The following is a 14,269-nucleotide window of genomic DNA, read 5'->3' on the forward strand; positions in this document are numbered from 1 at the left end:
CCCTCACGGGCCAAGGTCAGCACTACATGAATCCCATCGAAGGACACCTCGACAGCCGCAGTCCCCTGCACGACATCCTGGCGCCCACCGGCATCGCCGTGATCGGTGCCTCGGCAGATCCCACCAAGCGCGGCTACAAGGCCATGGTCGGCCTGATCAAGGATGGCTATGGCGGCGACATCTATCCCGTCAATCCCAAGGCCGACATGATCCTCGGCGTCAAGGCGTGGCCCTCGGTCACGGCGATTCCCGGCAACCCGGAGCTGGCGCTGATCTGCACCCCCGCCGCCACGGTGCCCGGGCTGATCGCCGAGTGCGGTCGTCGTGGCATCAAGGGGGCGGTGATACTCGCCAGCGGCTTTGCCGAGGTCGGTGGCGAGGGGGCTGACCTCGAGCGGGAGATGGTGGCCAAGGCCGCGGCACACGGGGTTCGCATCATCGGCCCCAACACCTCGGGCATGTTCAACCTGCACCACAAGGTCAACCTGCTGGCGCTGGACAACGTCAAGCCCGGCGATGTCGGCATCATCTCCCAGTCCGGCAACATGCTGCTGTCCCTGGCGCTGGAGGCCCAGCACAATGGTCACGTGGGCTTTTCCACCTATGTGGGGCCGGGCAACCAGAGCGATATCGGCTTCAACGACTACCTGCGCTACCTCGGCGAGGACGAGCACACCCGCGTTGCCACCCTCTACGTCGAGGGCTTCCGCGACGGGCGCAAGTTCCTCGACGTGGCCCGTGAAGTCACCGCCATGAAGCCGGTGGTGGTCTACAAGTCCGGCTCCACCGAGCAGGGCCAGAAGGCGGCCAGCTCCCACACCGGGGCGCTGGCCGGCAGCTATGCCATGACCGTGGACCTGCTCAAGCAGGCCGGGGTCAGCGTGGTGCAGTACTCCGACGAGATCCTGCCGGTGGCCGAGGGGCTCGGCCTGCTGCAGAAGGCGCGCGGCAAGCGCGTGGCGGTGATCTCCGACGGCGGCGGCCAGGCGACCATCGCCTCCGACCGCCTGGCCGAGGCGGGACTGGAGCTGGCCGAGCTCTCCGAGGACACCCGTCGGAAGCTGCGGGAGGTGCTCTTTCCCCAGGCCTCCACCGTCAACCCGGTGGACGTGGCCGGGTCCACCGACGCCAACCCGTCGCTGCTGGCCACCTGCATGGAGATCGTCGCCGCCGACGACAACGTCGACAGCGTCTTCCTGGTCGGCATGTTCGGCGGCTACAGCATCCGCTTCGCCGAGTCGCTGCTGGGCGACGAGATGCGCGGCGCGGAAACCATGGTCGACCTGTCCAAGGCCACCACCAAGCCGCTGGTCATCTACAGCCTCTATACGCCGATCAAGCCACCCGCCCTGCGCCGCCTGCACGAGGCCGGACTGCCGGTCTATGCCTCCATCGAGCAGTCGGTGCGGGTGCTCTCGGCGCTGGGCGAGCGCGGCCAGTACCTGGCCCAGTACCATGGCCATGCCCGCGAGACGGCGGTCGAGGCGCGTCCCGAGCTGTCGGCGATGTTCCAGCGGGCGCGTGCCGAAGGCCGCGACCTCCTCGAGTACGAGGCCAAGCAGCTGCTGCGCGATCACGGCGTCGAGGTGCCCCTGGAGCGGGTGGTGCGCGACGAGGCGGAACTGGCGGAGGCGGCCAGGCAGTTCGGTGAGACGCCGCTGGCCATGAAGGTGGTCTCCAAGGACATCCTGCACAAGTCCGACGCCGGCGGCGTGAAGCTCAACGTGGTGGGCGAGGCCGGCATGCGTCAGGCCCGCGAGGCGATCCTGGCCTCCTGTCAGGCCTATGACGCCAGCGCCGAGATCGAGGGCGTGCTGGTCACCCCCATGGCGAAGAAGGGCGTGGAGGTGATCGTCGGGGTGATCCGCGATCCCATCTTCGGCCCGGTGCTGATGTTCGGCCTCGGCGGCATCTTCGTCGAGATCCTCGAGGACGTCGCCTTCCGCTCGATCCCGCTCTCCCGCCACGACGCCGAATCCATGGTGGAGCAGATCAAGGCCAGGAAGATCCTCGGCGGCGTGCGTGGCGAGCAGGCGGTGGACAAGCAATCGCTGGTGGACCTGCTGCTCACCGTGTCGCGCATCGTCGAGGCCTATCCGGCGCTCTCCGAACTGGACCTCAACCCGGTGATCGTCAACGCCGACGGCTATGCGGTGGTGGATGCCCGGGTTATCGTCGACCGCGACGCCTCTGCCACCCCCACTGATCAGGAAGCCGACGCATGACCCAGACTTCGCCCCAGGGGAACCTCCCCCAGCTGACCGACGCCCGCCTTGGCCTGGAGGGGCGGGTGGCCACCCTGACCCTGGACCGCCACGACGTGCGCAACGCCCTGACCGGCACGGCCCTGGCCAGTGACATCGTCGCCACGGCGGAGTGGGCCAACGCCTGCGACGACGTCTCGGTGCTGGTGATCACCGGGGAAGGCAGCGCCTTCTCCGCCGGCGGCAACGTCAAGGACATGGCCAAGCGCGGCGGCGACTTCGCCGGCGACGTGGCCGAGGTGGCCACACGCTATCGCCAGGGCATCCAGCGCATCCCGCTGGCTCTGCAGGAGGTGGAGGTGCCGATCATCGCCGCGGTCAATGGCCCGGCCATCGGTGCCGGCTTCGATCTGGCCAACATGGCCGATATCCGTATCGCCTCGAGCAAGGCCCGATTCGGCGAGACCTTCCTCAACCTGGGGATCATCCCCGGCGACGGCGGGGCCTGGTTCATGCAGCGCCTGATCGGTTACCAGCGTGCCTTCGAGCTGACCCTCTCGGGACGGGTGATCGATGCCGAGGAGGCGAAGGCGTACGGCATCGTGCTGGAGGTGGCGGAGCCCGAGGCGCTGATGGAGCGTGTCGGCGAGCTGGCCTCGCGAATCGCCGTCCAGCCGCCGAAGGCCACCCGGCTGACCAAGCGGTTGATGAAGATGGCACAGCGCACCGAGCTCAAGGACTTCCTCGACCTCTGCGCGGTCTTCCAGGGCATGTGCCACAACGAGCCCGAGCATCTCGAGGCCGTCAACGCCATGCTGGAGAAGATGGCCAAGTAGCCGCCTGCCCAGGCTCCACGGACCCGGCTTCGGCCGGGTTTTTCCTTCCCGGCGCAAGAAAGTGCTTGTCCGCGACCGGGCGGCCTGGCAATGCTGTCGGCATCGACATTCACAGGGAGGTGAACGCATGGCCGACAGCACCCTGGTCTTTATCGTGCTCGGATTGACACTTGCGGCGTTCGTCTGGGGGCGCTTCCGCTACGACCTGGTGGCGCTGTCGGCGCTGCTCGGCTCGGTGATGCTGGGCCTGGTACCGGGCCAGGAGGCCTTCATGGGCTTCGGCCATCCGGCGGTGATCACCGTGGCGGCGGTACTGGTGCTCAGCCGCGCCTTCGAGCACTCCGGCGTGGTGGACGTGATCGCCGAGCAGGTGCTCAGGGTCGGCGAGCGGCTCTTCCTGCAACTGGCCGCCCTGACCGGCACCGTGGTGGTGCTCTCCGGTTTCATGAACAACGTCGGGGCGCTCGCCCTGCTGCTGCCGGTGGCCATGCGCCTGGCCCGGGAGCACGACACCTCGCCGTCGCTGTTGCTGATGCCCCTGGCCTTCGGTTCCCTGCTGGGCGGATTGACCACCCTGATCGGTACCCCGCCCAACATCATCATCGCCAGCTATCGCGGCTCGGTCACCGGCGAGTCCTTCGGCCTGTTCTCCTTTTCCCCGGTCGGTGTGACAGTGGCCCTGGCCGGATTGGCCTTCATCCTGCTGATCGGCTGGCGGTTGGTGCCCCAGCGTGCCGGCAAGGCCTCCACTGAGGCGATGTTCGATACCGCCAACTACCTGGTGGAACTGGAGGTGCGGGAGGACTCCCGGTCACTGGGATGGACGCTCTCCGACCTGCAGCGCGAACTGGAGGAGACCATCCCGGTGCTCGCCGTGGTGCGCGACGAGCGGCGCCGGGCCGGCCACGCCTTCCATGGCGAGCTCAGGGAAGGCGATATCCTGCTGGTGGAGGCGGGGCCCGAGGAGATGAAGCTGCTGGAGGACAAGGCGGGTCTGCGAGTCGGTGCCGAAGAGGAGGAAGAGGAAAAGGAGGAAAAGCCGGGGAAGGAAGAGAAGAAGGAGAAGAAGGGCGTCGATACCGAAGGTCTCCAGCTGGTGGAGGCGGTGGTGCGCAACGACTCCATGATGGTCAATCGCACCGTCGGCCAGCTGCGCCTGCACAACCAGTTCGGCCTGCACCTGGTGGCGGTGGCCCGGGACGGTGGCCGACTCAAGCAGCGCCTGCGCGATATCCGCTTCCGCCCGGGCGACGTGCTGCTGCTGCAGGGTGGCGAGAGCGAGCTGAGCGAGAGCCTGGCGACCCTGGGTTGCCTGCCGCTGGCCAGCCGCAACCTGACCCTGGGGCAGCCACGCATGCTGCTGGTCTCCCTGGGCATCTTCGCCGCGGCGATCCTGACCATTCTGCTGAACCTGCTTCCCGCTGCCGTGGCGCTCTCCAGTGCGGCCCTGGTCTCGCTGCTGTTGGGCGTGCTGCCGCTGCGCGAGGGCTACCAGGCCCTCGACGGGCCGGTGATCGTGCTGCTCGGCGCCATGATCCCCGTGGGGCAGGCGCTGGAGACCAGCGGCGGGGCCGCGCTGATCGCCGATACGATGCTGGTGTGGGGCGTGCAATGGCCGGTGGTGGTCACCCTGACGGGGCTCTTCGTGCTGACCATGATGCTCTCCGATGTGGTCAACAACGCCGCGGCGGCAGTGCTGATGGCGCCCATCGCGGCGAGCCTGGCCAATGGCTTCGGGGTCTCCCTGGACCCCTTCCTGATGGCCGTGGCGGTGAGCGCCTCCTGCGCCTTCCTCACTCCCATCGGCCATCAGTCCAACACCCTGGTGATGGGGCCCGGCGGCTACCGCTTCGGTGACTACTGGCGGATGGGGGTGCCGCTGGAGGTGGTCGTGGTGGCAGTGGCGATACCCATGATCCTGCTGGTCTGGCCCCTGTAGGCAAGGATGTCGAGCACGTATCGAGTCGATCTCCGCCCCTCATGACGCCTGTCCAGTTTTAAATCAGGAATACAAACTAATTGATTATGGTCAATAATGTAATGATTGACGCCTTTGCGTTATGGGCTGGTGTTTTGTTGGTCTATAGTAAAAGTCGATGTAACCCGAAAGCTGTAAATACAAAACAGGGGTATTCATTTTTTCAATATTGCTCCTGACTCAATGAGAGTTGTAAGGAGTTGATCATGAAGAATTCAATTCTTTCTGGTCGACTGGATTTTGAATATGCGCCAAGAATGAAAGGGATCTGGTATCAAGAAATCGGCCTTTCATGCCGGGTCTGCACTGTGCTTTCTCGCCGTCGGCGTCCCACGCAGGTGAGCAAGGACAGCAGGCCTGCATACCTGAAAAGCGTGCTGGATTGGATTGTCCAGATCACACTTGTGAGTATCACGTCTGCCGGCGTATCGGTCTTGGCCCAGCCCAACTCGGCGTCGGCGTTCGGCGATTCGGTGAGTATGGCTGAGTCGTGTCTTCCCCAAGGCCTGCTGGTCGCTCCTTCGACTTTGCCAATTTCCCAGGAGTCCTGGCCCACTGTACATGAGCGGGTAAAGGTAATGATTGCCTGGGTCGTGGCGCGTACCGACTACACGGCATCTCCTCCGCCAACCATCGCATTGGAAAGTCAGTTGTCGCTGAAAGCCAGGTGCTTTCCCGGCTTTAACATGCAACACCTGCCGGACGTGATGGGGGTCTATGATCCTGGGAATGGCACAATCTATCTCGATTTCGCATTCGATTCCGGCAGCGTCCTGGACGTCAGCTATCTGCTGCATGAAGTAGTCCATCACATGCAGGTGCAAAGCGGCGCTCACCTACGGGCATCCTGCAGGGAGGTGCTCGAGGGGGAGGCGACTCGCCTGCAACTGGAGTGGTTGAGGGAGCACGGTGTCGCCGACCCCTATGAGACCCTGGGAATCGACCAGAAGACACTTCGCATTATCGAAATGTGCCCCCGGTAAGGGCTCCACGTACGCGATGAGAGATGATACACGAGGCCCTGCGGTCCCCGAGCTGGGTCCCGTACAGGTCGAGTGGCATCGCCTCTCCCGACATTGGATTGTATCGGTTTCGCATAGAAACACCCCGAAGGTTGGATAGGGCATCCAGCTTTCGGGGTGTAGTTCAATGTCAGGGCGTCGTCGTTCAGGGGGCGGGCCGCCGCTTGGGCGGCGTGAGTCATGCCACGTTGTGGCGCGGGATGTCGGCCTTGTCGCTGGCGAACTCGTCATAGTCGAAGTCGTCGACGGTCAGCAGCTCCAGCACCTCGGCTTCGCGTTCGCGCATGAAGGCGGCGTCCTCCTCGCTGATGAGGCCGGCCTTGGCCGCTTCCTCCACCCGCTGTTCGGGGTGCAGGGCCGCGGTGGGCAGCTCGCCCCTGGCATAGGCCTTGTTGACCGTGCGGTAGAGGGACTCGGCGCGATCCTGGGTGGCCAGCAGGCCGTTGTAGTGGGCCAGGGGGTTGTCCCGGGCGCCGTCGCTACCCTGCCAGGTGGCCTCGAGCAGGTAGCGACGCAGATCGGTGTCGCGGGAGACGGCCTGGGCGATCTCGCGGGCGAGGTCGTCGTGGGGGCGTTTCCAGCGACGGCCGGTGGGCATCACGATCACGCGCAGCAGCCGGCCCAGGGCGCGGCTGGGCAGGTTGTCGAACAGCTCGTCCAGGGCCTGCTCGGTACGCTGCAGCAGGAAGCGGCAGCTGTAGTGCAGCAGGGCGGCCTCGCCCTCCACCCTGTCGCCGTCGTGCCACTGCTTGAGCACCATGGAGGCGAGGTAGAGGTTGGAGAGGACGTCGCCGAGGCGCGCCGAGAGCATCTCCCGCTGCTTCATGCTCGACCCCAGGCTGGCCATGGCGGCATCGGCACACAGGCCGAAGCCGGCGGAGAGCCGCGCCATGTCCTTGGCGTAGGGGGCGGCGGTGGCATCGAAGGGCACCGCCGGCTTGCCGAGCCCCAGGCCCTGGGTGAAGGCACGGGCGGCGTTGCCGAGTACCAGGCCGGCGTGGCCGAAGAAGGCGCGGTCGAAGGCCTGCAGGTCATCCGCGTCCTTGGCGGCCAGTTCGGCGAGCACATAGGGGTGGCAGCGGATGGCGCCCTGGCCGAAGATCATCAGGTTGCGGGTCATGATGTTGGCGCCTTCCACGGTGATCGCCACCGGGTTGGCGCTGTAACCGATGCCGAGGTAGTTGCGCGGTCCCAGGGTCACCGCCTTGCCGCCGTGGATGTCCATGGCGTCGCCCAGGGACTGGCGCTGGAACTCGGTCAGCTGGCTCTTGAGGATCGCCGAGGGCACGGCGGGCTTGACGCCATGATCGATGGTGTTGGCGGTCTGGTACACCGCCGCCCGCGAGATGTAGCTCAGGCCCGCCATGCGCGCCAGGGGTTCCTGAACGCCCTCCATCTCGGCCACCGGCACGTTGAACTGCCGACGGATGCGGGCGAAGCCGCCGGTCCAGCCCAGCCCATAGCGGGAGGTGCCGGCCGCGCCGGAGGGCAGGGTGATGCAGCGGCCCACCGACAGGCACTCCACCAGCATGCGCCAGCCCTGGCCGGCCATCTCGGGGCCGCCGATGATGGTGTCCAGTGGCACGAAGACGTCGCGGCCCCTGATCGGGCCATTCATGAAGGGACTGCCGATGGGGTGGTGGCGACGGCCGATCTCCATGCCGTCGGTATCACGGGGGATCAGTGCGCAGGTGATGCCCAGGTCCTCCTCGTCGCCGATCAGGTGGTCGGGGTCGAACATGCGGAAGGCCAGGCCGACCACGGTGGCGATGGGGGCCAGGGTGATCCAGCGCTTCTCGAAGTCGAGCCTGAGGCCCAGGGTCTCCTTGCCATCGATCACCCGCTTGCACACCACGCCGGTGTCGGGGATGGCGGTGGCATCGCTGCCGGCGCGCGGGCCGGTGAGGCCGAAGCAGGGAATCTCGCGACCATCGGCCAGCCGCGGCAGGTAGTGATCCTTCTGTGCCTGGGTGCCGTACTTGAGCAGCAGTTCGCCCGGCCCGAGCGAGTTGGGCACACCCACGGTGACCATCAGCGTCTCGCAGAGAGACAGCTTCTGCAGCACCATCGACTGTGCCTTGGCGGAGAAGCCCAGCCCGCCATACGCCCGGGGGATGATCATGCCGAAGAAGCGCTCCTTCTTCAGGTAGTCCCACAGCGCCTGGGGGAGATCGGCCCGCTCGCGGGCGACCTCCCAGGCGTTGCACATGCCGGCGGCCACGCCGCACTGGTGCTCCAGGAAGGCGCGCTCCTCGTCGCTGAGGCCCTCGTCGTGGAAGTCGAGCAGCGTCTGCCAATCGGGCCTGCCGGTGAACAGCTCGCCGTCCCAGGCCACCGTGCCGGCCTCCAGTGCGGTGCGCTCGGTATCGGAGACCCTGGGGGCGACCCGTTTGAAGGTGGTGAACAGCCGCGGGCTGAGCCACTTGATCCGCAAGGCCGGCAGGCCGGCCGCGGCCACGCCGGCGGCGCCGAGGAGCAGCAGCACGCCGAGCAGTGGCGACCCCAGCAGCAGGCCGGCGAGTCCCGTCGCGGCCAGTACGCCGACGGCGGGCAGGGCACCCGCCTCACGGCGCATCACCGCCAGCAGGCCGACGACGGCCACGATCAGCAGGATCAGGGTGAGCATGGAATCACTCCGGTTGTTGTGAGAAGCAGGGATTCGAACAGATGTTTGAATTCTTGCAGACTAGCCCACATCGGTGCAACCGGCCAGCCAGTGTCCCGTGCATTGAGCGTCGGCAGGAGCGAGAGGCGCCGGGGCCGCCTCGAGCGCGATAGTCATCTGTGATGGTCCGGTATATCCGAAACGCCCCGCGCTGCAGGGCAGGGCGGGGCGTCATGCGCGGCCGGTCGAGCCGGGGTCAGGCGAGGCGGCGGCGAGGCTCGGCCCTGGCCGGGGCGCCGTTCGCCACGTAGTAGGGGGCATCGCTGCGAGGCAGCGGCTCGCGACCGCGGATGCGGTCGGCGATCTTCTCCGCCAGCATGATGGTGGGGGCGTTGAGGTTGCCGGTGGGAATCAGCGGGAAGAGCGAGGCGTCCACCACCCGCAGCCCCTCCATGCCGTGCACCCGGCCTTGGCCATCGACCACGGCATCGTCGCCTTCGCCCATGCGGCAGCTGCCGCAGGGGTGGTAGGCGGTCTCGGCATGGGCACGCACGAAGGCGTCCAGCTCGGCATCGGACTGGATGTCCGGCCCCGGGGAGATCTCGCGACCGCGATAGGCGTCGAAGGCGGGCTGATTGATGATCTCGCGGGTCAGGCGGATGGCGTCGCGGAACTCCTGCCAGTCCTTGTCGGTGGACATGTAGTTGAACAGGATGCTCGGCGCCGCCTCGGGGTCGCGGGAGGTCAGGCGGATGCGCCCACGGCTCTCCGAGCGCATGGAGCCGACATGGGCCTGGAAGCCGTGTGCCTGGACCGCGCTCTTGCCGTTGTAGCTGATGGCGATGGGCAGGAAGTGGTACTGAAGGTTGGGCCACGCCTCCTCGTCGCTGGAGCGAATGAAGCCGCAGGACTCGAACTGGTTGCTGGCACCGACGCCGCGGCCCAGGAAGAGCCACTCGGCCCCGATCTTCGGCTGGTTGAACCACTTCAGCGCCGGGTAGAGCGAGATCGGCTCCCTGCACTCGTACTGGATGTACATCTCCAGGTGGTCCTGGAGGTTCTCGCCGACGCCCGGCAGGGCATGCACCAGGGGGATGTCCAGGTCGCCGAGGTGGTCCGGGTTGCCGACACCGGAGCGCTGCAGGATCTGCGGCGAGGCGATGGCGCCGGCACACAGCAGCACCTCGCGGCGGGCACGCACCCGCTGCGCCTCGCCGCGGCGCCGGTAGCGCACGCCCACCGCCCGCTTGGCCTCGAACTCGATGACGTCGGTGAGCGAGCGGGTCTCGATGGTCAGGTTCGGGCGGCCCTTCGCCGGGTCCAGGTAGCCACGGGCGGTGGAGGCGCGACGTCCCTTCGAGGTGACGAAGCGATCCATGGGGCCGAAGCCCTCCTGGCGGTAGCCGTTGACATCCTCGGTCTCCGGGTAGCCGGCCTCCCTGGCGGCCTCGATGAAGGTGCGATAGAGGGGATTGTTGCCCGCCCTGGGGGTGGTGATGCTGACCGGGCCATCGCCGCCGTGGTAGTCGTCGGGGCCGATGTCGCGGCACTCGGACTTGCGGAAGTAGGGCAGGCAGCTGCGGTAGTCCCAGTCCTCGAGGCCCGGCCCCCTGGCCCAGTTGTCGTAGTCCAGGGCGTTGCCGCGGATGTAGCACATGCCGTTGATCAGTGACGAGCCGCCGAGCCCCTTGCCACGTCCGCACTCCATGCGCCGGCCGTCCATGTGCGGTTCCGGGTCGGTCTCGAAGGCCCAGTTGTAGCGCCTGCCCTGCAGCGGGTAGGCGAGTGCCGCCGGCATCTGGGTGCGGAAGTCGAAGCGGTGGTCGGGACCGCCGGCCTCGAGCAGCAGCACGCTGACGTCGGCGTCCTCGGTGAGCCGGGCGGCGAGCACGTTGCCGGCGGAGCCGGCGCCGATGATGACGTAGTCGAATTCACGAAGCTGGGACATAACATCTCTCACTGATAACACCACGGAAGCGGGTCTGCTTGCATGTGCAAGAAGAGTCGGCCCAAGGCAGACGCAGCTGGCTGTAGCGAGGGGCGCCGGGGACAAGACGAAGAGGAGGTCCTACGCCAGGGATGGCGTAGGTAGCGCCCAGGGAGGGGTTCACAGCGCCTCCTCGCAGGCTTGTCGACGGATCAGCCCCGAGCGATCCAGTTGGCTGTGCTGTTTTCGCTGCCTCCTAGAACACTGACTCGAAGGGCCCCATCTCCACCTGGACCGACTTGGTACGGGTGTAGTGGGTGAGTGTCTCGAGGCCGTTCTCGCGACCCACGCCGGACTGCTTGTAGCCGCCCACCGGCATCTCGGCGGGGGATTCTCCCCAGGTGTTGATCCAGCAGATGCCGGCCTCCAGGCGATGGATGGCGCCATGGGCGCGGTTGAGGCTCTCGGTGAAGACCCCGGCGGCCAGGCCGTAGTGGGTGTCGTTGGCGCGGCGGATCACCTCCTCCTGGTCGTCGAAGGCGAGGATCGCCATCACCGGGCCGAAGATCTCCTCGCGCACGATGCGCATCTCGTCGGAGCAGTCGGTGAACACCGTGGGGGCCGCCCAGGCGCCTCTGGCCCAATCGACGCCTGAATCGTCGTCGCCGCTGTCCCAGGCGTCGCCGCCGGCCAGCAGGCGGGCCCCCTCCTCCTTGCCGAGGGCGATATAGGCGAGCACCTTCTGCTGATGCGCGAAGCTGACCAGGGGGCCGAAGTTGACGCTCGGGTCCAGCGGGTCGCCGCTGCGGATACGCGCCACCCGCTCGAGGATCCTCGCCTCGAAGGCGTCCTTGACCGAGCGCTCCACGAAGACCCGGGTGCCGTTGGTGCAGATCTGCCCGCTGGAGTAGAAGTTGGCCATCATGGCGGCGTCGGCGGCACGCTCCAGGTCGGCGTCGGCGAAGACGATCAGCGGCGACTTGCCGCCGAGCTCCATGGTCACGTCCTTGAGGGTGGAGCCCCCGGCGGCGGCCATCACCTTCCTGCCGGTGCCCACCTCGCCGGTGAACGACACCTTGTCGATGCCGGCGTGCTCGGTCAGCATGGCGCCGACCTGGCCGTCGCCATGGACGACGTTGAAGACGCCGTCGGGCAGGCCGGCCTCGGTGAATATCTCGGCCAGCTTCATGGCGGTGAGCGGGGTGACCTCGCTGGGCTTGAACACCACGGCGTTGCCGGCGGCCAGCGCCGGGGCTGCCTTCCAGCAGGCGATCTGGATCGGGTAGTTCCAGGCACCGATGGCACCGACGACCCCGAGCGGCTCGCGGCGGGTATAGACGAAGGCGCTTTCCCGCAGCGGGATCTGGGTGCCCTCGATGGCCGGAGCGAGGCCGGCGTAGTATTCCAGCACGTCGGCGCCGGTGACGATGTCGACCGCGGCGGTCTCGCTGATCGGCTTGCCGGTGTTGCGGGACTCGAGCTCGGCCAGCTCGTCATTGCGGGCCCTGAGGAGCGCGACGGCGCGGTTCAGGATACGGCCACGCTCCATGCCGGTCATCGCCGCCCACCGGCGTTGCCCGGCACGGGCGGCCTCCACGGCGGTATCCAGGTCGGCGCGTGACGCCTGCTGCACCTCGGCGAGCAGGCTGCCGTCGAAGGGGTTCACGACCGTGAAGGTCTCACCGGAGGTGGCGTCCACCCGGCGGCCGTCGATATAGAGTGTCTGGGTGGCGAGGATTGCCATGGGATCTCCTCTCAGGAAACGGGTGACGATGAGTGGCTGGTCAGCAACTGATCCAGGTAGTCATGGGCCAGACGGCGGGCGTGGTCGGCATCCAGCCCTTCCGGTGTCAGGGCGCCACGCAGCCACAGGCCGTCGATCATGGCCGCAAGCCCGCGGGCAGCACGGCGGGCCTCGTCCCGGGGCAGCAGGCGCCGGAACTGACAGCAGAGGTTCGAGTAGAGACGCCGGTCATTGACCTGCTGCAGGCGCTGAAGCAGCGGCTGATGCATGCTGCTCGCCCAGAATGCCAGCCAGGTCTTGGCCACCGGGCCGGTGACCTGGCTGCGGTCGAAGTTGCCGTCGATGATGGCGCCCAGGTGGGCCCTGGGGGTGTCGTCGACCAGAACCTGGCGGCGCGCGGCCACGGCCTCACCGAGGTCGCTCAGGATCTGGCGCATGGTGGCCTCGAGCAGGCCGTCCTTGCCGCCGAAGTAGTGGCTGATGATGCCGGCGGAGACGCCGGCATGACGGGCGATGCGCATCACGGTGGCATCGGCCAGGCCGACCTCGTCGATGGCCGCCATGGTGGCCTTGATCAGCTGTTGGCGGCGGATGGGTTCCATTCCGACCTTGGGCACCTTGCTGACTCCTCTCCAGTGGGTTCGCCATGGGGCTTCGGGGGAGGCCTGATGGCTGAGACATTCAGTATGGCATTTTTTTATTGAACGTTCAATCAATAAAAGGGGTGGGCGATCGATGTCCGGCCGGCCGCTTGCGTCCCGGGCTTGCCAAGCCGCCGTTGCCTGTGCATAATTCTCCCCCTGTTGATCGGCGCAAGCAGGCCGGTGACTGGAAAATGGCTACGTAGCTCAGCTGGTTAGAGCACATCACTCATAATGATGGGGTCCCCTGTTCAAATCAGGGCGTAGCCACCAGAACAGTTCGGGAACGCCCGTCCGGCCACTGGCCGGGCGGGCGTTTCCTCTTGCGTCCGCCGCATCTCGCGGCCAGCCCGGGGGGCGTGGCCTCGGGCAATCCGCCCTTGACCTTGCGCGTCCAGTCCGTATACTACGCCCCGTGCTCGAGGCCATTCCCCGATAGCTCAGTTGGTAGAGCAAATGACTGTTAATCATTGGGTCGCAGGTTCGAGTCCTGCTCGGGGAGCCAGCCTTGCCTCCGCCGCAGCGAGCACCATGCGGTAATCGGTCGTTCCTCGATAGCTCAGTTGGTAGAGCAAGTGACTGTTAATCACTGGGTCGCAGGTTCGAGTCCTGCTCGAGGAGCCAGAGGCCGCATCCCTCCCGCCGTACACCGGCCATTCCCGGATAGCTCAGTCGGTAGAGCAAGTGACTGTTAATCACTGGGTCGCAGGTTCGAGTCCTGCTCCGGGAGCCACGACGGACCGCCGTCGATCCCCTGACGTGATGCCATCGGCAACGATCCTCGCCGTGCCCCGAGTCGGGACGTCGCCGGGGAGAGGCTTGACCGGTGAACCCGGTTGGCTACGCTGTAAGATGTATAATACATGCATCAATTGGCCTCGGCCCCGCCGAAGGGCGTCGGTTGCTGGTGGCGGGCGCGAAGGCCTGGAGGAGGGAGATCCCGTGGATCACACCCATATCGAGCAACGTCTGCTCAAGCGTATCGTCGGCGCGTTGCTGGTCGGGGGATGCCTGCTGCTGGGCACCATGGCGGCGCAGGCGGATGACCATGAGGCCAGCCAGGACACCTGGCTGCCGACCCTCGTCACGGAGACGCCCCAGGAGGGGTTTGCCCTGGCGGTGACCCTGTCCCAGAAGGCAGTGGCGACCACCCAGACGGATGCCGAGACGCGCAAGGCGCTTCGGCCCGAGTATGCCGAAGACCCGGACAGCCTGATTGCGGTCTCCCACGTCATCGCGACCCACTTCCAGACCATCGCCGCTGCCAACGACTACTGGCGGGAGTAGCCCGCTGGGAGCCGGCACCGTCCGG

9 protein-coding genes and 4 tRNA genes are annotated in these 14,269 nt (G+C 66.8%); 9 read left to right on the forward strand and 4 right to left on the reverse strand.

The annotated features are described in order from the left end of the window. The first annotated feature begins 26 nt into the window (after positions 1-26). The 4 genes from ACOMD9_RS10125 to ACOMD9_RS10140 all read left to right on the forward strand — a co-directional run bounded on the left by ACOMD9_RS10125 (position 27) and on the right by ACOMD9_RS10140 (position 6,001). On the forward strand, positions 27-2,225 hold the full coding sequence (locus ACOMD9_RS10125; protein ID WP_421414357.1) for an acetate--CoA ligase family protein: 2,199 nt from the start codon (positions 27-29) through the stop codon (positions 2,223-2,225). Continuing rightward, entirely contained in the window at positions 2,222-3,040 is an 819-nt protein-coding gene (locus tag ACOMD9_RS10130; protein WP_421414359.1) for an enoyl-CoA hydratase-related protein, read from the forward strand. The genes ACOMD9_RS10125 and ACOMD9_RS10130 overlap by 4 nt, the downstream gene beginning before the upstream one ends. 127 nt (positions 3,041-3,167) lie before the next feature. Continuing rightward, positions 3,168-4,979, forward strand: coding sequence for an SLC13 family permease (locus ACOMD9_RS10135; protein WP_421414361.1), 1,812 nt, complete (start codon positions 3,168-3,170; stop codon positions 4,977-4,979). Between the two features lie 245 nt (positions 4,980-5,224). Continuing rightward, entirely contained in the window at positions 5,225-6,001 is a 777-nt protein-coding gene (locus ACOMD9_RS10140) for a DUF6647 family protein (RefSeq protein ID WP_421414362.1), read from the forward strand. Between the two features lie 217 nt (positions 6,002-6,218). On the opposite strand, the gene ACOMD9_RS10145 is transcribed toward ACOMD9_RS10140, so the two are convergent. The 4 genes from ACOMD9_RS10145 to betI form a co-directional block, all read right to left on the reverse strand. Then, entirely contained in the window at positions 6,219-8,666 is a 2,448-nt protein-coding gene (locus ACOMD9_RS10145; protein WP_421414364.1) for an acyl-CoA dehydrogenase, read from the reverse strand. Positions 8,667-8,901: 235 nt separating this feature from the next. Beyond that, positions 8,902-10,593, reverse strand: coding sequence for a choline dehydrogenase (gene betA, locus ACOMD9_RS10150; RefSeq protein ID WP_421414367.1), 1,692 nt, complete (start codon positions 10,591-10,593; stop codon positions 8,902-8,904). 235 nt (positions 10,594-10,828) lie between these two features. After that, the gene (gene betB / locus ACOMD9_RS10155; RefSeq protein WP_421414369.1) at positions 10,829-12,316 is read right to left on the reverse strand and encodes a betaine-aldehyde dehydrogenase; all 1,488 of its coding nucleotides are present in this window, start codon (positions 12,314-12,316) and stop codon (positions 10,829-10,831) included. Between the two features lie 11 nt (positions 12,317-12,327). After that, positions 12,328-12,933, reverse strand: a complete 606-nt coding sequence (gene betI, locus ACOMD9_RS10160) for a transcriptional regulator BetI (protein WP_421414371.1) — start codon at positions 12,931-12,933, stop codon at positions 12,328-12,330. A 220-nt stretch (positions 12,934-13,153) separates the two neighbouring features. On the opposite strand from betI, the gene ACOMD9_RS10165 reads away from it, so the two are divergent. From ACOMD9_RS10165 to ACOMD9_RS10185, 5 genes are all read left to right on the forward strand, one after another. Next, positions 13,154-13,230, forward strand: a tRNA-Met gene (locus tag ACOMD9_RS10165). Positions 13,231-13,386: 156 nt separating this feature from the next. Next, a tRNA-Asn gene (locus ACOMD9_RS10170) sits at positions 13,387-13,462 on the forward strand. 43 nt (positions 13,463-13,505) lie between these two features. Then, positions 13,506-13,581: transfer RNA gene (locus ACOMD9_RS10175), tRNA-Asn, on the forward strand. Between the two features lie 33 nt (positions 13,582-13,614). Beyond that, positions 13,615-13,690, forward strand: a tRNA-Asn gene (locus ACOMD9_RS10180). Positions 13,691-13,899: 209 nt separating this feature from the next. Next, positions 13,900-14,244, forward strand: coding sequence for a hexameric tyrosine-coordinated heme protein (locus ACOMD9_RS10185; protein ID WP_421414372.1), 345 nt, complete (start codon positions 13,900-13,902; stop codon positions 14,242-14,244). Positions 14,245-14,269: the final 25 nt, after the last annotated feature.

It is taken from the genome of Halomonas terrestris (assembly GCF_049166755.1).
Lineage (GTDB): Bacteria > Pseudomonadota > Gammaproteobacteria > Pseudomonadales > Halomonadaceae > Halomonas.